Genomic DNA, 23,834 nt, shown 5'->3' with positions numbered 1-23,834 from the left:
CTTGAACTGAGGGAGTAACTGCATGATCTTGTGCGATCCTGCAGAGGGGGCCAATTTTCTACAAAAAATCGCTGAGCCCGTTTGCGTTGCTATGTAAGCCCCAAAACCAAAACGGGGTGAAACCCGTAGGCCTCACCACAATTCCATCAATGATATCATTACGTTACACTTACGCAGGCACCTTCTCCGGCTTTGCGTTGTTTTGTGCGTTGCTAAGCGCTGTTTTGCGTCGCTCGCGCAGCCTCAGAGCTTTTTCCGCATTGCCCGCTCGTACGTGGCCGTACCCGCGCACTTTCACTGGCCAGCTCAACAGATCATGCGCAGCTTTCTCACCAGCCTCCGCCAAACGAGTGCAGACCAGATCCATGTCTGCCTCATATGATGAACGCATTTCATTTGCGAGAACGCGCTCCTCATTGTTGCGGAAGGGATCAAGGAACGAACCGCGCAGACCTTTGAGGCTGGAGAGGACCGAGAATAACTTCATCATCCACGGCCCGAACTCAGTCTTCACTGGCAGGCCGGTCACACGGTCCTTTTTCGCAAAGGGACCGCCGCCGATATGGAAGCGCACTTCCAGATCGCCCTCGAATGTCTCCGCAAGGCTCTGCTTGAAGGATGGCTGTGAGAACAGGCGCGCGACTTCAAATTCGTCCTTATGCGCCAGCAGACGGAAATATTGCGTCGCGGCGGTGCGAAGTATCAGTTCGCCCGCTCCGGCCTTTTTCAGCGCAACCAGCTTTTGACGGTAAAACCTGCCAAGGCTGCTGCCTTGATACTCCTTGAGGCGGTTCACCCTGTCCTCAATCAGCTCTTCCAGCGGCAACGGGCGGTCGAGCTTCACTACAGTCGCAACCGGTGCCCGTGCTTTGGCGACCCGCTCCGGGTCCAGCACCATCAGGCGGCCCCAGTTGAAGGCCTCGAAGTTCTTGTCGCGGGCCACACCGTTCAACTCAATGGCCTGACGGATGGAGCCGAGAGATACCGGAATGAGACCGCGCTGCCAGGCGGCACCGAACAGCATCATATTCGCCATCACCGCATCGCCGCAAAGGTCTTTCGCGGCCTGCGTGGTGTTGAAGTAATCCAATCGGTCACCAACCGCCTCGCTCAACCGCGCCTGAAGGCTGGGCGTGTTGATGTCCCAATCCGGGTTCTTGGAAAAGTCAATGGTCGGCACTTCTTCGGTGTTCACCACCACCTGAGCGGACCCCTTGCGCAGCGTTGTCAGCGTCTCGTCGCCTGCTGTCACCACCAAGTCGCAACCGATCACCACATCCGCTTCGCCAACCGCCAGCCGTGCACTTTGCAGGCCATCGGCGGACTTGGCGATGCGCATATGCGTCATCACCGCCCCGTACTTTTGCGCAAGACCCGTCAGGTCCAGTGTAGAAACGCGGCTGCCATCCAGATGCGCAGCCATGGACAGGATCGCGCCGATGGTGACAACACCTGTGCCGCCAATACCCGTTACCAGCAGCCCAGTCGCGCCGTTGATGGCGGGTAGTTCCGGCTCTGCCAACAACTCATCGCCCACGCTTTCCACCTGACGCTCCGCAGGTGTGGTGGCCTTCTTCGGCTCTGCACCGTGAATGGTCACAAAGCTTGGACAGAAGCCTTCAACACAGGAGAAATCTTTATTGCAGCTGGATTGGTTGATCTGCCGTTTGCGACCCAGAGACGTTTCCAGCGGCTCAATGGAAAGGCAGCCAGACTTCTCACCACAATCGCCACATCCCTCACAGATGTCCGGGTGAATGTAGGTGCGAACCTTCGGGTCCTCCCACTTGCCGCGCTTGCGCAAGCGGCGGCGCTCGGTGGCGCAGGCCTGATCGTAAATCAGCACCGTCACACCCGGTATCTCACGCAGGTCTCGCTGCACCGCTTCCAGCTCCCGGCGGTGGTGCACCTCAACGCCTGCCGGAATGGATTGAGCCTGCACCCGCTCCACATCCTCGGTCACCACAACCACCTTCTTCACACCCTCATTCAGCGCGGCGGTGATGAGCTGGGGCACGGATTGCTCGCCGTCAACGGGCTGTCCGCCTGTCATGGAAACAAAGCCGTTGACCAGCAGTTTGTATGTCATGGTTGCATCAGCCGCCACAGCCTGACGCATGGCCAGAAAGCCGGAGTGAAAATAAGTGCCATCGCCCATATTGGCGAACACGTGCGGCTCATCGGTAAACGGCGCCTGCCCCACCCAGTGCATGCCCTCGCCGCCCATTTGGGAAGGGGCCTTGGTCTTCACCGGGTCATTGAAATACGCAATGGTGTGGCAGCCAATACCTGCCAATGCGCGGCTACCATCCGGTACCTTGGTGGAGGTGTTGTGCGGGCAACCGGAGCAGAACGAGGGACGACGCACCGGCCCCGGCTTCAGCTTGATCGGCACCGGCACTTTGGCCTTGAGCCCGTCATCCTCCAAAAACTCTGCAATGGCAGAGGCCACCTGATTGGCGGCAAGCACGCCAGAGTTCGGCAACAGACCCTTGCCCTGCACCTTCAGCGAAATGCCCGCATCAAACAGGATGGTTTTCAGCTGATCCTCAACAACAGGGCGCTTTTCTTCCACCACAAGGATTTTCTTGAGGCCCTTAGAGAACGCCTCGATGATCTTTGGGTCTAGCGGCCACACCATGCCGATCTTCAGGATGCGAATGCGGCGCTTTTCCGTTTCAAGAGACGTAAGGCCCAGCTCGTTCATGGCTTGGCGCAGGTCAGAATAAGATTTGCCCGAGGCGATGATGCCGACTTCCGGTTCATGGGCATCGTGGGTGATCTGGTTGATGTTGTTGGCTTGCGCAAACGCCAGCGCGCGTGGAATCTTCTCTTCCAGCAGTCGCTTTTCCTGCTGCACGGGCAGGTCGATCTCACGAATCCAGACGCCGCCCTGCGGGTCTTGTCTGTCCGGCTTTACCACCTCAATGCGGTCCAGATCCACCTCCACGGTGGAGGCGCTTTCCACCACATCCGTCACCAGTTTTACGCCCACCCAGCATCCGCTGTAACGGCTCATCTCCACGGCCAGAATGCCGTAATCCAGAATGTCCTGCGGGTTGGCGGGGTAAAGCACCGGAATGCCAGAGGCAATCAACGCATGGTCCGACTGGCCTGCCACGGTGGAGGACTTGGCCGCGTGGTCATCCCCACACAGCGCCACAACACCGCCCTTGGGGTGGGTGCCTGCAAAGTTGGCATGGCGGAACGCATCGCCAGAGCGGTCCACCCCCGGCGTTTTGCCGTACCAGAAGCCGACCACCCCATCCTTGTTGCGCATCTTCATGTTGCCCACGTGCTGTGAGCCCCAGATCGCCGTTGCCGCCAGATCCTCATTCACCCCCGGCTGGAATACAATGCTGTGCTTATCCAGATGCAACTGCGCCCGCCACAGCTCCATATCGTAACGCCCAAGCGGAGAGCCGCGGTAACCGGAGATAAAAGCGCCCGTATTCAGCCCCGCCAGCTCATCACGCATGCGCTGCTGCAACGGAAGGCGCACCAGTGCCTGATTGCCTGTGAGAAAGACAACACCGCTGGTCTGCGTGTACTTGTCATCCAGCGACGGGGCGTTGTGGCTCTTGGACGGGGTCGGCACACTGCTTTTTTCTTCAGAAACCATCAGGTAACTCTCACAAATGTCTGGCGTTGCCGGGGTGCGGCAGGAAATTATCTGCGATGAAAAGACCCAAGATTTTTTGGAGATTTGATTATAAGGTGCGGCCTACTCGCTATTACGTAGACCCATACTGCATGAAATATCAGCGGATGTACAATAATCCCTTTGAATACAACAGATACCCAAACTGAACGCCCTGAAGCCTCTGATTTCCTTGAGACTTCAGCAATCCACTACGGCAGTTTCGGCTAGGCTCAGCACACCGGACAACACACAAAAATGGAGCCCGAAAGGCCCCATTTCTGATCGAAAATTCAAGCATTTACAGCATAGTCCGCCTTACTGCGGCAGCAGAACGTCGCCTTTGCCGTTTTGGACGACCAGCAGGATGCAGTCTTTTGGGCCGACGCAGGCGTCATCGTGGAACTCCTGCCCCGGCTGCGTCACGTGCGAGCCCACCGGCAGCACTTCTTTTTTGTCAGCGCGGGTGTGTTCCCACTGTCCCTGCACAGTGATGGCGTTGTAGTCGTTGGAGTGGCCATGCTCCCCCACGTGAAAGCCGCCTGGCATCTTCAGGTACATGCCATAAGGGCCGGTATCACGGTCGCCCCACAACACAGAAATGTGGATCGGCGTGTTGCCAAACTGGGTCCACTCAATGTCTTTCAGCTGGGTCATATGGTCATCATCTCCACCAGCAAAAGCGGCGGTGGACATGGCAATCAAGGCTGCGGTGCTGATGGCTTTCAGGGCTGTCTTAAACATGGCTAATCCTTGTAACTCTCTGTTTTCATGAGCGCAAAGAGATGTGCTCTCGGTGTGAGGCTGAGACTAGCGATTGCCCTGATCCTGTGAAATATGCATAGTTGCAGCGAACAAGGGCGGACATGCATATGAAACTGAACGCAGACGATCTTCTGGTGATTATGCACCTGACCCGCGAGCGAACGCTGGAGAACGCCGCCCTCGCGCTTGGCAAGGACACCTCCTCTGTTTTTCGCGGGATCAAGCGCATAGAAGCCAAGGTGGGCGAGCCGCTGTTCACCCGCTCTCGCGCTGGTTTCAAGCCCCTGCCTCTGGGTTTGGCGCTGTGTGAGCAGGCCGAGCAGATCCATGCAGGGCTTTCCGCCGCTGATGCCCTGCTGGGTGGTGAAGATGTCGGGCTAACTGGTCCACTGCGGGTAACAACCACCGACCTGCTGTTGCAAAGCGTGATCCACCCCCGTCTTGCAGCGTTTCGCAACGCCCACCCAAACCTGCAGCTGGAATTCAACGTCACCAACAGCTTCGAGAACCTGAGCGAGCGGCGCTATGATGTGGCCCTGCGCCCCACCAGCCAGCCGCCGGATGATATGATCGGTCTCAGGCTGGGCACCATCGACTACAAGCTGGTTGGTGCGCCAGAATATCTGGATGGGTTGGGCGAGCTTGATTTTCAGGAACTCACATGGCTGATCCCCGGTGACAGCCTGCAAGCGCATCCGGCAAATGACTGGTTTCGCGACAAGGTCCCTTCACCGGCCAGCCTCATCCGCTATGACAGCATGAGCCTGCTGGCGGATGGTATCCGCTGTGGTCTGGGCGTTGGCATCTTGCCCGACATACCGACGCTTCTTGATGGCCTGCGTGATGTCGGAGAGCAACCTGCCATCTACCAGACCGACTTGTGGCTGCTCTACCACCCCTCAAATCGCGGCAATCTCAAGATCACCGCGTTTGATGGATTTGTGAGAGGGGCATTGGGGGCTTAGGTCAAAGGACGTCTGCCATCAGATTTCTCCGCACACCCCACCTGCGAGTCTCCAAAGCTTTGCGGCTGTTTTCAGAAAGATCACCCGCCAGCACAAACCGCACGTTTCTGGTCTTAACATCCTTGGCCGCAAGGCTTCTGGTCACGTTCCAGACGGTCTTTGCGTTGTAGGAGGTCCAGCTCAGATAGTCGTAGGGCAGAACGATGTTCGCCGTGCTGTCAGCCTGGTAAGCCACCACCACATCGTGATGCACTTCCACCTTCTCAATCTTGCTGTCATCATGCAAACGCCCCAGCATCTCCACCAGCATCAGCGCAGAAAACGCCTGCGGGCGGGACTGCGCACCGGAGGCATGCTTCATGAGAACTTCAATGCCCTCAAGGTCTTTCGCCTCAATCACAAGGCCCGTGAAGATGGTCTTCTCCGTGGGTGTAAAGTGTGCGTTCAGCAGAACGCCCTCAGTGCTTTCCTTGGAAATGCCAGCTTCCGCCAGTCGCTCACGGTTGATATCGGCCATCTCGTCGGGTGTCTTCAGCAGTGTTTTTCTGGTCAGACTGTCCGCCGTCTTAAGGCTGCTGATAATGATGCTGCCCACACCGGGCACAAAGCTCAGCCCCTGATCCACGCCAAACTGCCCCGCGGCATGATAGTTCGCCAGCTCCGTCAGCTCATCACGCAACGGAGTGAAGTGGGTGTACGGATCCACCTTCATCTCAAAAGCCAGCTTGCGGATCGCCTCCGGACGACCAAAAAAGCCGCTGATGAACCCGTCTTCTTCACGCTCCGCTGTTTCCGGCGGCATGTTCCCGCGCGTTTTCACAAAGGTCGCCGCTTTGCCCACGCCTTTGCGCACGGATTTCACCATGCCCTTGGCATTGCCATACACGTTCTTGGCTGCGGTGACTGGGGCGGTCACCGTTGTGTAGACCGACTTGATTGGCGTGATGACGGCTGTTCCTGCGCTTCTGGCAAAGGTGACTGCCTTGTTTTTTTCGCGCAGTGCTGCCAGTGCGTTCAGCTCATGGACATGATCTTCCATAAACTGCTTGCCCTGCACGGTGTAGGCGCCATCTTCCGTTTTGATTGCGAAAGTCAAATACCGCCCATTGCTCGGCGCCGCCTCGCTGATTGTGTAGTTTTCGCTCCGTAGCGGCACAGACAAAACATCTGCCGCTGCAAAGTACTTCGGCGGCTCTTCGAGCTTTTTAAACGCAGCCGGACGCTTCGCTGATTGCTCCGGCATCACATCACTGGCAGCAACTTCATTGTGCGAAGGACTATCAAACAACCCATGCTTATCCTGATGACTTGCACAGGCCGAAACAGACAAAAAAATAACAAGCGTAAATGGCTTTTTGGCAGATAACATAAGATCTCGTTGGCCCGAAGAGGAAGGTATATTAGCGGTAAAATCTCATAAGCTAGGTAACGGCACAGTTATGCGGTAACGTGTTGTGATATTTATATTTTTTACAATTCACAGTATAGCTCTTGAAAAGAGACTCGACAGCACTTCAAAAACCATACCCTCAGTTTCCAAAGCTTTCATGACAACGCCCAGCAAACTAAACTTTATCTGTTAAAACTCAGAATTTCGAACCAGCAAGTAAAGAAACCCGCAGCAGCACTTTAGCCGCTGCGCTCAATCTCCCCTCACACCGCCAATATCATCTTTGCGCGGAAGGCGAGGCCGGCTTCTGTGGTGTCCTGGTCGAGTTCGGCGCGGGCGCGGAGGACCTGGCCCTGGCGCAGGTCGAACATAAGGCGGGCACGTTCTAATGAGGGAAAGTCAGCGGGCAGGTTGCCCAGCTCTTTTTCCTTGTCAAAGCGGGAAGCGAGACGCTCATCAGCTCCGGTGATCGCCCCTTGAAGGCGCTCGGTGGTGCCTTCCACCTGACCCACTGTTGTTGAAACGCAGTTACCCAGAAAACAGCCCTTGCTGCCGCTTTCGTGGTTGCTAGCGTAATCAATGGTTGAGCGCATGAAGGCGACCACTGCCTTTTTAATATCCGGCTCTGTTTCAAACGCGACCAGCGGTGCGCATCCGTCATCATTGGAATAGCGGTCGATCGCTTCCAGATAGAGCTGATGCTTATCTCCAAACACCGAATACAGGCTTGGGCTGTTGATGCCCATGGCTGTCGTCAGGTCCTTCATGGAGGCTCCGTCGTAGCCTTTTTTCCAGAACACATTGATGGCAGCTTGCAGGGCTTCGTCTCGGTTAAAGTTTCTTGGGCGTCCCATTTATTTTGTACCATTCATTACAAAATGATTGACTCTTGTTTGAATTCGAGTTTAATAACGTTCATTACAAAACTCAAGGAGGCTTTTGTGAAACATACAGCATTAGCAGCGGGACAGCCGTTTCCGCAGCTTACAGTGAAGGCTGTTGGTGGCGGCGAACTCTCGCTCGGCACACCTGATGCTGGCTTCGACTGGCAGCTGATTGTGGTGTATCGCGGGGCTCATTGCCCACTTTGCACCCGTTACCTGAAGCAGCTCAACGAAAAGCTGAGTGACTTGCATCGCCTTGGCATTGAGGCGCTGGCGGTTTCGGCAGACAGCCTTGAAAGAGCACAGCGCCAACTGGCAGATGTGCAGCCGGAGTTTCCGGTCGGGTACGGTCTGAGCCTTGAGCAGATGCAGGAACTGGGCGTTTACATCTCCAAGCCTCGCTCACCTTTGGAAGCTGAAGCCCCCTTTGCGGAGCCTGCCCTTTTTGTGGTGAACGACAAGCAGGAGCTGCAGTTGGTAGACATCTCCAACGCCCCGTTTACACGGCCAGATCTTGGATCGTTGCTGGGTGGGCTGGAGTTTATCCGCAGCCCCGCCAACGCGTATCCAGTGCGTGGCACGTTTAAGTAAATCCGAGGTTTTTTGAGCCGTTTTCTGTAACTGCCAACCTCGTAAAACTCAACTAACACACTGCTCTATATGACGACTTAACTCAGCCGCAACAAGGTCTGGGAACACTCGATAACACTCTGCTGGTCGTGAAAAGACGAAGAAAGATAAGAAAATGACAAAGGCAACACACACCGCAGAAGCCATCCGCGCAGCAATGGATCACCTGATCGACCGCGCCACCAACTATGACATTGACGCCTTGCAAACCATCTATCACGATGACTTCCACACCACGCTTGTTGCGCCAGACAGCAGCGTGACCACCTTCAACAAGCAAGAGTTTATCGAGCACTTCCGCAAACAGGCTGAAGCAGGCAAGCACCAGCTGAACACATGGGCAGAATGGCACGATTTCCATATTCTCGGTGACACCGGCGTTTCTGTGCTAACCCGCAAACACAGCGGCATGAACAACGAAGAAATGAAGCTGCTCTGCAACATTGAATGGCGCTTTGAAGATGGTCGCTGGCAAGTGCTGCGCGAAGCAATCTTTATGCAGCCGCTGGACAGCTGATAGCAAGACTTCCCTTCCAATGAGCGACTTAGGGGACGCCCCTAAGTCAACACCGTGGCGGAGCAGAGGTTCCTCCGCTCTCTGGTCGCGCCGGAGCCTGAAAGCATGCGCTCATGGCGGTTTCGCCTTCTTTTTGAACCTCACTGGAGAATTCTTATGAGCAATCGTCTGGCAAACAAAGTTGCCTTCATCACCGGAGGCAACAGCGGGATAGGGCTTGCCACCGCGAAGGCCTTTGTGGCTGAAGGTGCAAACGTCGTCATTTTGGCCCGCACACAGGCGAAAGTGGATCAGGCAGTCGCCAAAATTGGTAAAAACGCAATGGGTGTTGTTGGTGATGTAGCCGATTTACCTTCTCTGCGCAGAGCCTTTGAGCAAGTCAAAGAAGTCTATGGCCGAATTGATGTTGTCTTTGCCAATGCGGGTGTTGCACCGGCCACCCCGCTGATTGAAACCGGCGCCGAACAGCTGGACCGTGTGTTCGACGTCAACTTCAAAGGCGCTTTCTTCACCGTACAGTACGCATTGCCGCTTTTGGCACCTGAGGCCTCCGTGGTGCTCGTGGGCTCCTGCATCAGCGAAATGGGCACAGCGGGTTACTCAGCCTATGCCGCCTCCAAAGCTGCGGTGCGCTCCCTCGCCCGCACGTTGACGCCAGACCTTTTTGAGATTGGCGCACGCATCAACGTTCTCAGCCCCGGCCCCATTGATACGCCTGCTCTTTCCAACGGCGGGCTTACAGACGAGCAGGTGAAGGCCACAAACGAAGCCTTTGGCAACCTTCTGGCCGCAGGCCGCGTTGGACAGCCAGAGGAGATGGCAGCCGTCGCTGTGTTCCTCGCCTCCTCAGAGTCTTCCTTCATGCGCGGCGCAGATGTGCAGGCGGATGGAGGCATGAACCAGATCAGGCTGCCTCGCGCGTCCTGATAGCGGCTTAGACATGCTCGCCCATCCCGCAAGCGGGGTGGGCTTCTCATTCAACATTCTCAAGGTTTTACATCATGCCATCAGTCAATCCCGGCACTGTCATACTCAACGGCGAAAATCCTTTCATCTGGCTGAGCGAGACCAAAGACGGCCCAAGCACATCCGAGGCAAGTCTCTGGACCATCACATATTCCCCCAAAGGGGCTGGCCACGCTCTGTTCATCAAGAGTGAACTGACCAACGATGAATGGCGCATCTACACCGACAATGTGGAGATGACCCGCTGGCTGCAATCCACTGTGCAGGGCATGCTGGGGCCAGACACCAAAGACCAGAGCATCCCAACCATCAACGCCGAGTTTGACCGAAGCGGAGACACCCAAAAAACATGGAGCCAGACCATCCGCAGCGCAGAAGATGAGATCGTGATGTCATGGTTCGATATGCACCAGCCTCTGCTCGTCAGCGACGAGACTGTCAGCGATCTGCCGCTCCGCCCTTATGGCGTGAGCGCGGTGATGATCCCGGCGGAAAAGGCAGTGTTCACAGTGAATGGACAACAGGCCCGCGGCCAAATCTGGCCTATGGATCTGGATGGTCACCCCTTCACCACCGGCGCTCTGGCCTTTTCAGAAAGCTGGCGTGCGTAACCGCCACTCATCTCACCCACAAGACAACAGGAGATCAAAATGACACCGTACACAATGACCCGCCGGCGCGTGATGCTGACCTTGGCTGCCACGGCTGCCAGCACCATGCTGCCACCCATCAGTTTTGCAGGTGAGTTGGCCACCATGAAGCTTGGTGGGTTGGAACTTTCCACCTTCTCAGATGGTTACTTTAACCTGCCCAACAACTGGTTTGGCAATGCGAATGCGGAAATCCTCGCAACAGCAGGTGACCCTGTTGTTGTTGGCGCCAATGTTTGGCTGATCCGCGCGGGAAAACGGCTGGTGCTGGTTGATACGGGATCAGGTGTCGTTTTTGCTGAGACAGACCCAAATGTTGGTAAATTGGATGCCTTGCTCGCCGCACAGGGCATCAAGCAGGATGAAATCACCGATATCGTCATCACCCACATGCACGCTGATCATATTGGTGGATTGCTGGGTCCGAATGCCGGTGGTTTCAGCAATGCAAAAATCCATATGGCAGAGGCTGAATGGACCTTCTGGACAGACCCGGCATTGGCAAAACGCGTTCCAGATGAAATGAAACCCCTCGTCGAAGTCGCCCAAACGATCGCAGCGCCTATCAAAGATCGCGTTATGACCTATCAAGGTGAAACAGATTTAGGGGACGGACTGGTGCTTGTGCCACTTCCCGGCCACACACCAGGACACAGCGGTCTGCGCATTGCTGGTGGCGGCAAGGAACTCTGGATCATCGGCGACGCCATCATCTCGGAGGTTTTGCAGTTCAGGAACCCTGAGATCACATACGGTCTCGATATCGATCCACAGCAAGCCATCAAAACACGCAGAAAACTGCTCACTCGCCTTGCAGAAAGCGGCACCCCACTGGCAGCCACACACCTGAGCTATCCCGGCATGGGCCATGTCACGCAGGACGGCGATGGTTTCATCTTCAAACCCCTGAGCTAATCGCTTGGATCGCGCGCCTCTTTGGCAGCAGTTCAGCCGGTTGCACGCACCTCTTCAAGCGGTGTGCAATCGGCTTTCTTGCTCAGGATTATCAGCTGGCTTAGCATGACCGCCTGTATTTTCAGGCGCATCATGCGCCGGCAAGTTGTTTGAACAAGGTGATTTTGAGATGAAACCCACCAGCATTTCTGAGCTGACAGCAGAGTTTGGCGTGATCCTGTTTACGGAAAACTTTGAGGCCTGTGTGCAGTTCTATGAGCACACTCTGGGCCTGCAAGTTATTGAACGCACGCCGGATCTGGTCAGTTTTCGTTTTGGTAGCAGCTATCTTATGGTTGAGCGCGGCGGGCACGGCAGCCCCACACAAAAACCGCGGAGGCAGAACCCCTGCGTCCTGCGGTTCAACACAGACGACATGGACACAGCCATTGAGCTCCTGAACGCCAAAGGACTGGATGTTCAGCCTCAAACATTCGACTGGGGCACAATCGCAGCCTTTACCGATCCGGATGGCAACCTGTGTGAGCTGAAATCCCCGGCCCTCGTGGGAGCGTGACAGAGCATCTCCCCGAAAACCTTTGGGCCATCGGGGATGTATTTCAGCGCAGAAAAACTGAGCTTATTTCCAGTAGTTGTTGGCCGCAGCGACAGTGCTGAAGTGCTCAGCGATGGTTTGTGAAGCTGCGATCAGAGACTCTGAATCATATTCATACATCAAGCGCATGGCAGAGCGGACTTCGGCATCCGGCTGCATAAATTTGATCGCCATACGGGACAGTTTGACTGCAAGCTCATAGCCCTCTTGCGGGTTGGCTGTTTGCAGCGTTGGGAGCCAGTTCTCATCCATAATTCGCATCCTTTTGATTTGGCGATTTTGGAAGAGTCAAACAGGCGAGAGACAAGCGCAATCTCCCCAATTTCCATTGGGATTTGTAGGAGGGATGCCGTCATAGAAACAGGCAGAAGCACGCCGCTCCTGCCTGTAGTCGCAAAAGATTAGTTGCCGACCTTCTGGTAAACGGCAGGCTTGCCGCCAGTCACTTTAGGCAGCGCAAAAACGGTGTACTGAGTGTCCTCATCCGGTTCACCCATGCCCAGAGAGCCCATTGGCATGCCCGGAACTGAGAGGCCTTTGATGTCCGGACGCTCCGTCAGCATGCGGTTTACAGCATCCAGCGGCACGTGCCCTTCAATCACATATCCATCCACGATAGCGGTATGGCACGCCTCAAGATTTTCAGGCACGCCCACCTGCTGTTTGACGCGGTAAAGATCATCCGTCTTCTTCACAGTCACATTGAAGCCCGCATCTTCAAGCGCATCCCCCCAAGCTGTGCAACACCCGCAACTCGGAGATTTGTAAAGGGTTACGTCCTTTTCACCTTCAGCATGCGCAGGCAGCATTATAGCGCTTGCACCAAGAACAGCAGAGAACACACCAGCAAACAGATTAGTTTTGGAGATCATGAGTCTATCCAATCCAGTTTATTATTTATTTCAGTCAGTTAGAGTTTTGAGATCTAAGCAACTAAATGGATTGGAGGCCTGTCTATGCCGCTGATCTGGGCAGAATACACTGGCAGCAAAGCCGGTACAGATATGCTGGTACTGCGATACAAAGGAGAGACTGCATTCGTCAGATCCAGCAGCCCAAGTGTCGTCAGGCAGGCGGTCATGCTTGTTGCCATGGCTGCCTCAGTTTCACAGCAACAACAGAATGATTTGTCAGAGATCATATGCTCCATGGCTGACGCATTCTGCTCAGCCAGAGCGAGTTTTTGTGCTGCACTGTTAGTCGCCATCTCGCCCTGCATGCTCATGGCATAGGGCGTGGTGACGAACAGCGTCAATAATATGATCAGCACACGAAACATGGCTGCAACCTAAGGGCATATTACGGCAGTTTCAAGTTAAACTGTTGTAATCTCCTGCGTAGGACAGCGTGACATTTATGCGCACCAGATTTTTCAATTCTCCCGAAAAAGTGCTTGACCTCAACTTAACTTGAGGAAGTACTTGAGTGTCATCTCATCACAAGCGGGCTGAGGCTGTTCCCCCAAATTGGCGCAATTTTACGCTTTTGCCTCACCTGACTAAACCGGAGTAATGACATGAGTGAACCCAAAGCCGCCTACCTTGTTGCCAGCAGCTTTATGCCAAAAGACCATGGCTCAATAGACGCATACGGCGAAAAAGCCGTCCCACTATTCGAAGCGGCAGGCGGGGAATGCATCATCTTTGGCGGACCCGATCAGCCTTTTGAACATCTGGAAGGCGTATGGAACACAAACGCGCAACTGACGCTTTTCAGGTTCCCAAGTATGGAAGCCCTCATGACGCTCTGGAACTCCCCTGAATATCAGGCAATCAAACACCTTCGCACAGACGTAATCCCGCCGAACTTCACGATTGCTGTGGAATCCAGCGTCTAAATCACATCCCCCAAAAGGTCTGACTTTTGCATAAGGATACGCATGAAAGAATTGAATTAGAGCATGATATTTAAATGTATCATGCTCTAAAGCAGCCCAAACGCTCCAGCATCTCGAGCATTGACTTGCTACATTTGATTTATAAGCCACATTTTGCGCTCTAGTGACCAATCAATCCTTCACATGTAATTGGCACTTTGAGAAAGACTAACATTTAATATATATCAATCTTCTTTGAAGCTACGTAATTTATTTATTACTACTCAGAAATAAACACGCCTTTGATCAGAGTATAACTGAAGTATATAGATGACATTAATGATTTTAAATCACTAGAATTTTGACTTAAAAATTATTAAGTTGTATAGCGGACTTGCATTAGAAAACAGCCTTCGGACAACATTGGAAAAAACGTGCATTTTGCATTTCATATCGGCGCACACAAAACCGCAACGACCTCATTTCAGCGTTCACTACGTGCCAGTTCACGTGAACTGAAAGAGGCTGGCGTTAGCGTTATCGGCAAACGCTCAAAGAAGAATGGTCAGGAGCTATACTACTCCAAAACTGCTCCTCTTCTAAAACGAGCCTACTCAGGGAATGAAATACGCCTTTTGGGGAAAGCAGCAGCAAGCGCTATTCAAGCAGTTTGCAATGAAGATAAAACAAACACTATTTTTCTATCAGATGAAGCCATATTAGGTGACATGCCTGGACAAATGATCGGCTTTTATCCCCATTGCCATAATATCTTAGAAGCAATATTGGATGAACTGAAGCCAAAAAGTATCTCAATCTCTCTAGTTACTCGGCGACAAGACACCTTCCTTTGGTCTTGCTACAAGCAAATGTACCAGCTTGGTCGACCATTATTGCTCGAGGAATTTCTAGAGAGAGCCAGGCCAAAAGATGCAGATTGGCACGATTTGTCGAAACGTATTCAAAAAGTCGCAGGTAGGAAGTTGTCGGTTACACCTTACGAAAAGATAAAAACTAGAGGTGGCACAAAGTTTTTTCAAGACATTCTAGAGAAGTCTTTACCAGGCACAAAGTTGCCTAATCTAGCCAACGTCGGCAATTCAAATGTCAGCTTAGATTTAACAACAATGTTAGATGCCATGGCAATGAGAGCAAATGGCTCCACAATGAAGCAAATTCAAAACACTGTTTTAGCTAGCCGAGGTAAAGACTCAAGTAAAATGCCCAAAATTCTCGCTAGTGCTATTATGAAAACTCATCATGATAGCAACATGAGACTATTTGCAGATTTCATCCCTGAACACAGTTCCAAAGAGTTTGGCTATACGTCTGAAGAAAAGGACGGACCGTCTATTCCTAAGCTGATCGGCAAAGCGTTCGACAATCTTCGCCAAAATTGAGCCTGAATCGCAGCAGCCATGTTTGAAGGCATCAGCCTACTTAAAGATTGACGCCTTCAAAAAAAACAGAACCAATAAACTATACACCTAAACTTATTAGAGATTTCAAACGATAACCATTACCGCTCCGCAAAATTTCATAACGCATTACAGATAGAATTGGCCAATTGTTTCCATCTCGGTGATCTCTATCAAATGTATCAATGAAGCTTCTGATGTTGTTATATGAATTCTTGATATTTTCTGGCGGAACCAAGTTCCACCATCCAATCCTCAGCAATTCAGAAATCAAAGAGTCACTAAAGCGTTTTCGAACAACTTTTGCTGGTTGACCTACTGCGATGCAATAAGGGCCGATATTCTCGTTAACGAAACTATTAGCACCAATCACAGCACCATCGCCAATTGTAACACCTTCTCGAATAACAACGTTGCGGCCTATCCAAACATCATTGCCAATGGTTGTTCTCAGGCATCTTCCGTCCCACTCAAGGTTGCTCCCTGCATAGGCTGGCCAATTAGGATGCTTATCAAACCAAGGTATTCCGTTGTATTGGAATGGATGTGTGGAGACCCAATCCAATGGATGTTCCGAAGGAGCGATGGCGACATTACGCGCAATAGAGCAGAAACGACCGATATCAGTATTTCTGAACTCCCCATCGGGGCAGAAGTAAGTGAACGCACCGACACTGCAAGAGCCCTGAATACCTGCGTTTGTCAGACGGACCGGCGCCTCTGTAGTCAATCTATCTTCAATGCGCGATAGCTTTTGAAGTTCGATACCTTCTTCAACCAGACGCGTTGTATCTGTGATTTTTTCTTCCAAAACGTCTTCACCCTACGATATAATTCCAGCCAACTTGCCAATATTTATATTTACTGGATGACGAGCATTTTCAAAGAACGCGTCAGGATCTTCTCTCAATTCGCTCGCTTGCTTCGGCGCGAGATATCGAGAAAGTACTGGCGTGGCAACTGCAAGTACAAGTTTAGTCCGCAGCGGTTTTACTTTTTGAATCTTCGCAATTTTCTTTTTAGGACGCGGGTTCGCTAATGTCGCACTGCCTGCTCGCCAATAACCCGGGCTGGAAATACTATTTTTAACCAACGGGATGCCTTCCGATCCGGAAAACAAATCTTCCACGCTATGTCCTTCAAAAAGGGTAGCATCGCCTCTTGCCGGATCAGAAAGAAATAAATTCAAGATACTTTGCGAAACTTCCTTGTCGTTGCAAAAATCAAATGCTTCAGTTCCAAAGATTTCTAAATAGTCCAACGCATACTCCAAAATCCCCTTATGGATTTGGGATACATAGCTATTACGTGATGCTGCTTCAGTGGAATCTACGAATACAGGGTCAAACATCCCTTCGTCATTTTTTGTAACATTTTTAACTGAAGGCGTTGTGTCACACAGCATGTATTCAAAAAGAAGCCTATTTGACAAAATAGGGCTATCCTTTGTGATATTCGCAAAATTCCGAAGAAAGGCATTGACCTTCAGGCCAGCGAAGCTCCAGAGCTGCGCTTTATCTAGGGTCGCAAAATATAGCCCATTAACAACTCCACCAGAGATTTTCGAAAGCGCACCCTGCATATTTGCATTCCAACCTACATCTACTACTGTAGGATCGCCGTGATGCCCAAAACCGACAGATTTCAAATAGGCCTGATAGTTTTCACGTTCTATCTCAGCGTTTGAAAGTATATCATCCTGCAACAACTTAAGAAGAGCCATGACATTTGACATGTTTCTTTCGGAAATGCGGCTATCTATATTAGCTAAACCACAAGTGCGTGCCTTTTTAGCTGTCTCTGCACCAACAAATAATCCGAAACGATTTTCCAACAAGCTCCGAACTGTAGCGCTTCGGTCAACAACGGCTTTCGCTACATCATGGATGTCTTCAAATCCAAATAATTGCGGTATGCGTGTCGCTCTCCTCGACGCGTAGAGGTAGGTATGCTTAATTCCTGTATTTTGATAATCTTCCATAATTTCGAACAAGTCCGAAATTATTTTCCCTTCCCTTGAAAGGAAGTAGACGTCATTTTGATCGTTTTTAATGCACTCTTCTCTAATCCAATGCGTGAAGGAGAACATCAGCGGTCCGAGTGCGCAATATCCTATGTTGAATGGATCCGAGTTAAAGAGGGTGTCTTTTGAAACATTTTTAGGATCTACAAATGCTCGTTTTGCAACCATTGAGCACATCGTGCTTCTCGCTAGAGATTCAATCGGTTTCCGACCTCTAAATAACTTTTTATATTGGGTATTCTCCCAAAGGTACGTTTCAGATCTAGGAAGGTGAAATGCTGTTATACCCTTGTCCTGGGCTGGCTTAACATCAGTTTTAGGATTATCTCCAACATGAATAACATCAGAACCGCTAAGATTGTATTCTGCTAGGAGATGAGTAAACAAAGTCCCAGACTTCTTAGTTTTCATAAGAGAAGATGACAACAAAAGCTGATCAAAACGAGTGTATCTATGTTTCTCGATAAGCTTCAAGATCGCATGTTCAGGCAAATACATGTCACTTGTAATTACAATCGTCGATCCGGATGCGACAGCGGCATCCCACAATTGCCTACCGATTTTACGAGGCATCGAAATTTCAATTTCGATCTCAATCTCAACTTCTTTGATTAAGTTCAATTGCTGGTAGGACAATCCCGTTATTGGGCGAAGCTCATCGTAGATATCATCAAGCGTAATCTCATCCCTGGATGATTTTTTCCGAGCTTCAACTTCTGCTAGTAACCGTTTTTCAGCAAAATTAAATTGCTGAAGTTCAGTTCCAGAAATGCGTTTCTCAAGATATCGATAGACATCAGCAGGCTGTTCAAAAGGCCTCGATATCAGCGTATCAAAAAGATCAAAGGAAATTAATTTAGGCTTACGTTGTTCAATATGATCAGAAAACTGATCCGCTTTATTTTGCTTCGATGTAAATCCTTTACGCAAAAAGATACCCTTTGCTTCTTTATGCTTAAAGCTACCCAATAATTCTGAGTTATAATCTTGCTCAATGTCTGAAAATCTGGGTAGTTCAAGATCTTGAATTTTTGAACGCCTCGAAACAAGCTCTTCCAACATAGATGTGATGAAAGTACCATCTAGAGTAACCTTTGATGCTAGAGGCTGATTTCGCTCGAGAGCAAATGACAACACTTTATCTTTGCACTTTCTAGTAAGCTCATTTCGGTAATCTAATTTTTGATAATTTGTGTTTCCAAAGGAGCAAATATCCAAATCCCAAATCAAACCTTGAAGCGCTAAACCACTAGTCGCAACAGTTAGCATATCTACGCTTTGAAGAAGGTGCTGGGATACAGCAGACAGTTCTCGTGAAGTTCTCTCAAATGCTATATTTTCTTTATAACGCTTTAAAAACGATATATATTCATCATCAAACAACAATTCAGATGCATGCTTAGAGCTGTATTCAGTAAAGTATATACCAATATCTTCAGGTGTATTTTCCAAAACTTTGAAGATATATTCACGTTGACTGTTTAACTTTGTGTCAGCTTTAAAGGCGTAATGATCTGATATTTGCAATGGCAACAAGCAAACTTTATCTGACCTCGTTGCAACTCTCAGATCATCCTTTGACCGATACGTCATCTCTTTGAATGATTGAATTGCTTTTCTTCTAAAATCTGAAACTAGCTCTTGGTTATATTCTTCACGTGACACCAACTGATCAGTAAAGGCACTAAGACTTGATTTTCGATATAGACCATTTGGATCAAAGACAACCGTGTGAGGGTACGGAGAACGTGCAAATGCACCAGGCATCTGTTCAACAACTAGCGCATTTGGGTACAATGACCTCAGAAAGGGAACCGGCGTTTCCCAAGTAAGAACAACATCTAAGCTCTCAGGTAAAATACTCTCAACCCAATTTTGCAGCTTCTGTGAGAGTTCATCATTACCTTCATACAAACTTTGAGAAGGGTCGAACCACCCTCCTACTTTACGAATGCCATCCTGTACAGAAACGTCAATCATTTTCACTTTAGAATTAATAACTGTACGAAGGGGCTTGTACGCATCTGGTACGAGCAAATAGACATCGTGCCCAAATTGGGCAAGTGTATTTGCTTGTTTCAATAAATGATTTTCGTAAGAATTTTTGGCAAAAAAAACAGTACCGCCCTGCAAAATCCAAGGAGAGGTCCAAATCAAAATTCTCATTTCACACCTTCGTAAGCTATTTTATTCTTATGGCTTGAGAGCATCTACCCACTTCGCTCATTGGATGGCTTAAAAGAAAAAGGCATCACAAAAAGCCGAATTGAGAGTAATTTTATTAGCGGATAGCTGGAAGGGACATCAGTTCTAAGTTCATCTAGTTCTTACAACTATACGAACATTAACTCATCCTCTTAACCAACATCCAAACTACAAGTAACCCTTTTGCTCTAGATAATTGAAAACTTGGTCTGCTAGCGCTTCTGGTCTTCCTTCATCGCCATATAGTACGACTTCAGCACTCTCCGGACGTTCATACGTAGCATCAACGCCAGTGAAATTTTTCAACTCGCCTCGATCAGCTTTTGCGTAAAGACCCTTCGGATCACGCTTACGGCATTCCTCGATTGAAGTATTGACGAAAATTTCTACAAACTCGCCAGCTTCAAGTATCTCTCGAGCCATTTTCCGCTCTGACTTAAAAGGAGAGATGAAAGACACAAGTGTTATTAAACCTGCTTCAACAAACAACTTAGAGACTTCTGCAACTCGCCGGATGTTTTCCACACGATCACTGTCAGTAAATCCGAGATCACGATTTAAACCGTGCCGAACGTTGTCGCCATCAAGCAACATCGTGTGTTTATCCATTTCGCACAGCCGTTTTTCAACCAGATTGGCGACTGTAGACTTTCCTGAACCACTCAGGCCTGTAAACCAAAGGACTACGGGTTTTTGTTGCTTTTGCATTGAGCGAGCTTGCTTGTCTACATCTAGCGCTTGCCAATGAATATTGGACGAGCGCCGCAGTGCAAACCAAATCATCCCCGCTCCCACAGTCTGATTAGTGAAGCGGTCAATCAAAATAAAAGAACCAGTCTGCTTGTTGGCTTCATACGGATCAAACGCTACTGGTTCCGATAGAGAAAACGAGCAAAAAGCTATTTCATTTAACTCCAAATTCTTAGCAGCCAGATTTTGGAAGGTGTTGACATCAACTTTATGTTTAATCTCAGTAACGGTTGCAGTAACTGTTTTACGGCCAATCTTCAACAAATATGACCTGCCAGGATGCATGGCCTGTTCTTCCATCCAGATAAGATGCGCTGCAAATTGATCAGCGACCTCCGGACGATGCTGAGGAGAAGCAAACATATCGCCTCGACTGGCATCAATTTCATCTACTAATGTGAGTGTGACGGCGTCACCAGCGACCGCAACCGGTAAATCGCCATCCATCGAAACAATTGAAGCTATTCGTGAGGTTTTTCCAGACTTAGCGACAACGATTTCATCTCCTGGCCGCACTGTTCCACCAGCAACGGTACCTGCAAACCCACGGAAATCTAAGTTGGGACGATTCACCCATTGCACAGGCATCCGAAATGGTCCTGCATTACGATTCATATCAACTGACACGTGCTCCAGATGGTCTAGTAATGTGGGACCAGAATACCAATGCATGTTCTCAGAAGGCAAAGTCACATTGTCTCCGCACTTAGCGGAAATTGGAATCGCTTGAAACGTGGAGAAGTCGAATCCAGAACTAAATGTCTTGTAATCCTCGAGGATTTCTGCGAACCGTCGCTCAGAAAAATCAATAAGATCAATTTTATTTATTGCAAGCACTACGTGTTGAACGCCGAGAAGGGATGCAATAAATGAATGTCGTCTAGTTTGTTGCAAAATACCCTTGCGAGCGTCAACCAAAATAACGGCAAGGTCAGCTGATGACGCTCCGGTTGCCATGTTTCGAGTGTATTGCTCGTGCCCTGGCGTATCTGCAACGATAAATTTCCGCTTGTCCGTTGTAAAAAAACGGTAAGCAACATCAATCGTGATGCCCTGCTCTCTCTCGGCTTCCAATCCATCTACGAGTAGTGAAAAATCAATATCTTCACCACCTGAGCTTCGTCTTTTCGACTCACGCTCCAGCGTAGCAAGTTGATCATCAAACAACAGCTTTGAATCATAAAGTAATCGCCCGATAAGTGTTGATTTACCATCATCTACACTACCGCATGTTATGAATCTAAGTAACGATTTATTACTCTGCTGTTGCAAGTATTCTGATACAGTTGTTTTGGGGGTAATTAATACCTGTTCCATCAAAAATACCCCTCTTTTTTCTTCTTTTCCATAGAAGCAGCTTCATCGTGATCGATCAAACGTCCCGCACGTTCGCTAGTCCGCGCGATCAACATTTCTTCAACAATATCCTCGAGTGTTGCTGCGGATGATTCAAATGCACTAGTAAGCGGGTAACAACCCAACGTACGGAAACGTACCATGCGCTTTTCAGGAATCTCCCCATCGTTCAGTGGCAATCTCTCATCATCTACCAAGATTAACTGCCCATCACGTGTTACGACTGGACGCTCTTTCGCAAAATATAGAGGTACCATCGAAATACTTTCTGAAAGAATGTATTGCCAGATATCAAGTTCTGTCCAATTGGAAAGCGGAAACACACGTATAGATTCACCAGACTTAACTCGCGTATTGAATATTGACCAAAGCTCAGGCCGTTGATTTTTTGGGTCCCATCCATGCGTTTTTGTCCGAAATGAAAATATACGTTCTTTTGCGCGAGATTTTTCTTCATCTCGTCGTGCACCACCAAATGCCGCATCGAAACCATGCATATCCAATGCTTGCTTGAGTGCTTCAGTTTTCATCACATGCGTATACAAGCTGGAACCATGATCAAATGGATTTACATTATCCTTCAATCCATTTGGGTTAGTGTGCGTTATAAGCTCCATCCCAGCTTCTTTGGCCATACGGTCTCGAAACTCGATCATTTCACGAAATTTCCAAGTCGTATCTACATGTAAAAGAGGAAATGGTGGGGGAGCTGGGTAAAAGGCTTTACGTGCAAGATGAAGCATTACGGAGGAGTCTTTACCGATGGAATACAACATCACCGGGTTATTGAATTCAGCTGCCACTTCGCGAAGGATATCAATAGATTCTGCCTCGAGTCGATACAAGTGGTCTGTTCTAAAATTCATTTCAGTAACCTACAGTTGTTCTTTCAGGGAAAATATTATTTTCATTCACAAATTTGAAGAGGAACTACGCTTCATACATGTTTTTTCTCTTCTACGAAAACACCATTCTCCAAGTTTAAAACAAATACTCTGCGGGCCTACCGTGAAGCTTAACGATTCTTTGCTCAGGGTCATTTTTTTTGATGTCTGTTTCACGCCCCATCCTGTTTTATCAACTCAGCCTCACCAGCTTTCAGTTCCCCCGTGCCATGCTGGGTGTGCTGTTTCCCTACCTTGTAACTGTCTACCTTGCTGAGAGCCCGGAACGGGTGAGCTATGCAATGACGGCTTCTATGCTGCCCAACCTGTTTGTGCTGCTGTTTGCCGGGGCCGTCGCTGATCGCTTCAACAAGCGCAAGCTGCTTGTTTTGCTACACATCGCCAATGCGGTCCCCGTAATAGCGTTGACTGTGCTGCTTCATCTCGGCTTTGTCGGGTTTGAAGGCCTGCTCCTCTTTGCACTGCTCTCTGGCCCCACACTGGCATTCGTTCAGCCTACGCTGGATGGTATGCTCAATCACATCTCATCCATGCACATCGGGCGCAGCGTGACGCTTTCCGTGGGGATGCTCTACCTCGTCACGCTGGCAGGCTTTGCACTTGCCAGCAGTGTGGAGTGGGTTGGTGTTGCACCGCTGCTTGCCATCTCCAGCACGCTCTTTCTGGTTGGCATTACAACAAGCCTGCGTTTGCCAGACACGCCAGCACTTGCGGCAAAAGAAAGACCCAGCATCCTTAGCGAAATTCGTGAGGGACTGGCTTTGGTGCTGTCTTCCAAAACCCTAAGATTGCCTGTGTTTCTGATGAGTTCAGCCGGCCTCATACTGGGCGGTCCCTATGCCGTTCTGGTACCGCTTATGTTACGGGATACCTATCACGCCACAGGTTTTGACTTTGCGTTTGCCTTCGCTGTCTTCATGGTTGGCGGCGCATGCTCCAGCGGCTTGCTCCTCAAACTGGGAGCAATCAGAAATCCAGTCCCACCGCTTGTTGTGGGTTACAGTATGGGCGGCTTTGCACTGCTGTTTTGGGCGATGTCTCCACCTTACTGGGTTTTTCTTGGCAGCATCTTCTTTTGGGGCGTTGGCGATGGCATCTGCCTCAACATGAGTCGCACCATCTTGCAGGAACATGCGCCCTCAACCCACAAATCCCGCGTGCTCAGCGTCATGTATCTGGGTGATGAAGGCGGTGCTCCTGTTGGCAGCCTTATAACTGGCGTGTTGATCACCACCCTCAGCCTGTCCAGCGCCTCCATCATTCCCGGTGTTGTGGTGCTCTTCATCTCCTTCCTCCTGTTGCTTGCGCTAAGCGCACGGCGGAGTGAGGCAAAAGCAACACAGGATGCGGGGCAATGACGGGCAAGCTGTATGTGCCTTGACTTCCCGTGCAAACCGCATAATCTCTGGCCCGATCAAAACGCGAGGAGATAAAGCGATGAACA

The 23,834-nt window shown here is 50.2% G+C and carries 21 protein-coding genes; 10 read left to right on the top strand and 11 right to left on the bottom strand.

Features of this window, described 5'->3' with window-relative positions; all coding sequences use genetic code 11:
* Positions 1–169: 169 nt before the first annotated feature.
* Together PsW64_RS19850 and PsW64_RS19845 are read right to left on the bottom strand one after the other, a co-directional pair.
* Positions 170–3,622, bottom strand: a complete 3,453-nt coding sequence (locus tag PsW64_RS19850; RefSeq protein ID WP_063304690.1) for an indolepyruvate ferredoxin oxidoreductase family protein — start codon at positions 3,620–3,622, stop codon at positions 170–172.
* A 336-nt stretch (positions 3,623–3,958) separates the two neighbouring features.
* A complete protein-coding gene (locus PsW64_RS19845) occupies positions 3,959–4,384 on the bottom strand; it encodes a cupin domain-containing protein (RefSeq protein WP_063287917.1) in 426 nt (141 codons plus the stop codon).
* Between the two features lie 128 nt (positions 4,385–4,512).
* Here PsW64_RS19845 and PsW64_RS19840 point away from each other — a divergent pair, with 128 nt between their 5' ends.
* Complete coding sequence (locus PsW64_RS19840; RefSeq protein ID WP_208980895.1) at positions 4,513–5,370, top strand: LysR family transcriptional regulator; 858 nt, start codon at positions 4,513–4,515, stop codon at positions 5,368–5,370.
* A 1-nt stretch (position 5,371) separates the two neighbouring features.
* On the opposite strand, the gene PsW64_RS19835 is transcribed toward PsW64_RS19840, so the two are convergent.
* Positions 5,372–6,739, bottom strand: a complete 1,368-nt coding sequence (locus PsW64_RS19835; RefSeq protein ID WP_063304688.1) for a hypothetical protein — start codon at positions 6,737–6,739, stop codon at positions 5,372–5,374.
* 284 nt (positions 6,740–7,023) lie between these two features.
* Positions 7,024–7,614, bottom strand: coding sequence for a TetR/AcrR family transcriptional regulator (locus PsW64_RS19830; protein WP_057462301.1), 591 nt, complete (start codon positions 7,612–7,614; stop codon positions 7,024–7,026).
* Between the two features lie 87 nt (positions 7,615–7,701).
* Between PsW64_RS19830 and PsW64_RS19825 the strand changes: the two genes are divergently transcribed.
* The 6 genes from PsW64_RS19825 (at position 7,702) to PsW64_RS19800 (ending at position 11,878) form a co-directional block, all read left to right on the top strand.
* Positions 7,702–8,235 carry a redoxin domain-containing protein gene (locus PsW64_RS19825; RefSeq protein WP_063304687.1) on the top strand — a complete coding sequence of 178 codons (534 nt, stop codon included), beginning with the start codon at positions 7,702–7,704 and terminating at the stop codon, positions 8,233–8,235.
* Positions 8,236–8,389: 154 nt separating this feature from the next.
* Complete coding sequence (locus PsW64_RS19820) at positions 8,390–8,791, top strand: nuclear transport factor 2 family protein (RefSeq protein ID WP_063304686.1); 402 nt, start codon at positions 8,390–8,392, stop codon at positions 8,789–8,791.
* A gap of 156 nt (positions 8,792–8,947) precedes the next feature.
* Complete coding sequence (locus tag PsW64_RS19815; protein ID WP_063304685.1) at positions 8,948–9,718, top strand: SDR family oxidoreductase; 771 nt, start codon at positions 8,948–8,950, stop codon at positions 9,716–9,718.
* Between the two features lie 74 nt (positions 9,719–9,792).
* Complete coding sequence (locus tag PsW64_RS19810) at positions 9,793–10,368, top strand: hypothetical protein (RefSeq protein WP_063304684.1); 576 nt, start codon at positions 9,793–9,795, stop codon at positions 10,366–10,368.
* A 39-nt stretch (positions 10,369–10,407) separates the two neighbouring features.
* Positions 10,408–11,322: an MBL fold metallo-hydrolase gene (locus PsW64_RS19805; RefSeq protein WP_208980894.1), complete on the top strand. Its 915-nt coding sequence runs from the start codon at positions 10,408–10,410 to the stop codon at positions 11,320–11,322.
* Between the two features lie 169 nt (positions 11,323–11,491).
* The gene (locus tag PsW64_RS19800) at positions 11,492–11,878 is read left to right on the top strand and encodes a VOC family protein (protein ID WP_063304996.1); all 387 of its coding nucleotides are present in this window, start codon (positions 11,492–11,494) and stop codon (positions 11,876–11,878) included.
* A 63-nt stretch (positions 11,879–11,941) separates the two neighbouring features.
* Here PsW64_RS19800 and PsW64_RS19795 read toward each other — a convergent pair whose 3' ends face one another.
* From PsW64_RS19795 to PsW64_RS19785, 3 genes are all read right to left on the bottom strand, one after another.
* Positions 11,942–12,169: a hexameric tyrosine-coordinated heme protein gene (locus tag PsW64_RS19795; protein ID WP_057462294.1), complete on the bottom strand. Its 228-nt coding sequence runs from the start codon at positions 12,167–12,169 to the stop codon at positions 11,942–11,944.
* A gap of 149 nt (positions 12,170–12,318) precedes the next feature.
* Positions 12,319–12,789, bottom strand: coding sequence for a DUF411 domain-containing protein (locus tag PsW64_RS19790; protein ID WP_063304682.1), 471 nt, complete (start codon positions 12,787–12,789; stop codon positions 12,319–12,321).
* 53 nt (positions 12,790–12,842) lie between these two features.
* Entirely contained in the window at positions 12,843–13,196 is a 354-nt protein-coding gene (locus PsW64_RS19785; RefSeq protein WP_063304681.1) for a hypothetical protein, read from the bottom strand.
* A 237-nt stretch (positions 13,197–13,433) separates the two neighbouring features.
* Here PsW64_RS19785 and PsW64_RS19780 point away from each other — a divergent pair, with 237 nt between their 5' ends.
* Positions 13,434–13,754, top strand: a complete 321-nt coding sequence (locus PsW64_RS19780) for a DUF1330 domain-containing protein (protein ID WP_063304680.1) — start codon at positions 13,434–13,436, stop codon at positions 13,752–13,754.
* A 413-nt stretch (positions 13,755–14,167) separates the two neighbouring features.
* Complete coding sequence (locus PsW64_RS19775) at positions 14,168–15,133, top strand: hypothetical protein (protein ID WP_063304679.1); 966 nt, start codon at positions 14,168–14,170, stop codon at positions 15,131–15,133.
* A gap of 79 nt (positions 15,134–15,212) precedes the next feature.
* On the opposite strand, the gene PsW64_RS19770 is transcribed toward PsW64_RS19775, so the two are convergent.
* The 4 genes from PsW64_RS19770 to cysD form a co-directional block, all read right to left on the bottom strand.
* Complete coding sequence (locus PsW64_RS19770) at positions 15,213–15,962, bottom strand: CatB-related O-acetyltransferase (protein WP_063304678.1); 750 nt, start codon at positions 15,960–15,962, stop codon at positions 15,213–15,215.
* 12 nt (positions 15,963–15,974) lie between these two features.
* A complete protein-coding gene (locus PsW64_RS19765) occupies positions 15,975–19,340 on the bottom strand; it encodes an HAD family hydrolase (protein ID WP_063304677.1) in 3,366 nt (1,121 codons plus the stop codon).
* 207 nt (positions 19,341–19,547) lie between these two features.
* Positions 19,548–21,446: a sulfate adenylyltransferase subunit CysN gene (cysN, locus tag PsW64_RS19760; protein ID WP_063304676.1), complete on the bottom strand. Its 1,899-nt coding sequence runs from the start codon at positions 21,444–21,446 to the stop codon at positions 19,548–19,550.
* Entirely contained in the window at positions 21,446–22,351 is a 906-nt protein-coding gene (gene cysD / locus PsW64_RS19755) for a sulfate adenylyltransferase subunit CysD (RefSeq protein WP_063304675.1), read from the bottom strand. Before cysD ends, cysN begins: the two co-directional genes overlap by 1 nt.
* 182 nt (positions 22,352–22,533) lie before the next feature.
* Here cysD and PsW64_RS19750 point away from each other — a divergent pair, with 182 nt between their 5' ends.
* Positions 22,534–23,748: an MFS transporter gene (locus PsW64_RS19750; RefSeq protein ID WP_063304674.1), complete on the top strand. Its 1,215-nt coding sequence runs from the start codon at positions 22,534–22,536 to the stop codon at positions 23,746–23,748.
* The last annotated feature ends 86 nt before the right edge of the window (positions 23,749–23,834 follow it).

Origin of the sequence: Pseudovibrio sp. W64 (assembly GCF_001623145.1) — a bacterium.
Classification (GTDB): Bacteria; Pseudomonadota; Alphaproteobacteria; order Rhizobiales; family Stappiaceae; genus Pseudovibrio.
This window is presented reverse-complemented; position numbering and strand designations above follow the sequence as displayed.

Bases quoted from the DNA above. Each gene is read 5' to 3' on its own strand.
- PsW64_RS19795 (WP_057462294.1), bottom strand. From the start codon at position 12,169: ATGGATGAGAACTGGCTCCCAACGCTGCAAACAGCCAACCCGCAAGAG.
- PsW64_RS19815 (WP_063304685.1), top strand. From the start codon at position 8,948: ATGAGCAATCGTCTGGCAAACAAAGTTGCCTTCATCACCGGAGGCAAC.
- PsW64_RS19800 (WP_063304996.1), top strand. From the start codon at position 11,492: ATGAAACCCACCAGCATTTCTGAGCTGACAGCAGAGTTTGGCGTGATC.
- PsW64_RS19790 (WP_063304682.1), bottom strand. From the start codon at position 12,789: ATGATCTCCAAAACTAATCTGTTTGCTGGTGTGTTCTCTGCTGTTCTT.
- PsW64_RS19820 (WP_063304686.1), top strand. From the start codon at position 8,390: ATGACAAAGGCAACACACACCGCAGAAGCCATCCGCGCAGCAATGGAT.
- PsW64_RS19805 (WP_208980894.1), top strand. From the start codon at position 10,408: ATGACACCGTACACAATGACCCGCCGGCGCGTGATGCTGACCTTGGCT.
- PsW64_RS19780 (WP_063304680.1), top strand. From the start codon at position 13,434: ATGAGTGAACCCAAAGCCGCCTACCTTGTTGCCAGCAGCTTTATGCCA.
- cysD (WP_063304675.1), bottom strand. From the start codon at position 22,351: ATGAATTTTAGAACAGACCACTTGTATCGACTCGAGGCAGAATCTATT.
- PsW64_RS19810 (WP_063304684.1), top strand. From the start codon at position 9,793: ATGCCATCAGTCAATCCCGGCACTGTCATACTCAACGGCGAAAATCCT.
- PsW64_RS19765 (WP_063304677.1), bottom strand. From the start codon at position 19,340: ATGAGAATTTTGATTTGGACCTCTCCTTGGATTTTGCAGGGCGGTACT.
- PsW64_RS19830 (WP_057462301.1), bottom strand. From the start codon at position 7,614: ATGGGACGCCCAAGAAACTTTAACCGAGACGAAGCCCTGCAAGCTGCC.
- cysN (WP_063304676.1), bottom strand. From the start codon at position 21,446: ATGGAACAGGTATTAATTACCCCCAAAACAACTGTATCAGAATACTTG.
- PsW64_RS19840 (WP_208980895.1), top strand. From the start codon at position 4,513: ATGAAACTGAACGCAGACGATCTTCTGGTGATTATGCACCTGACCCGC.
- PsW64_RS19845 (WP_063287917.1), bottom strand. From the start codon at position 4,384: ATGTTTAAGACAGCCCTGAAAGCCATCAGCACCGCAGCCTTGATTGCC.
- PsW64_RS19750 (WP_063304674.1), top strand. From the start codon at position 22,534: ATGTCTGTTTCACGCCCCATCCTGTTTTATCAACTCAGCCTCACCAGC.
- PsW64_RS19835 (WP_063304688.1), bottom strand. From the start codon at position 6,739: ATGTTATCTGCCAAAAAGCCATTTACGCTTGTTATTTTTTTGTCTGTT.
- PsW64_RS19785 (WP_063304681.1), bottom strand. From the start codon at position 13,196: ATGTTTCGTGTGCTGATCATATTATTGACGCTGTTCGTCACCACGCCC.
- PsW64_RS19850 (WP_063304690.1), bottom strand. From the start codon at position 3,622: ATGGTTTCTGAAGAAAAAAGCAGTGTGCCGACCCCGTCCAAGAGCCAC.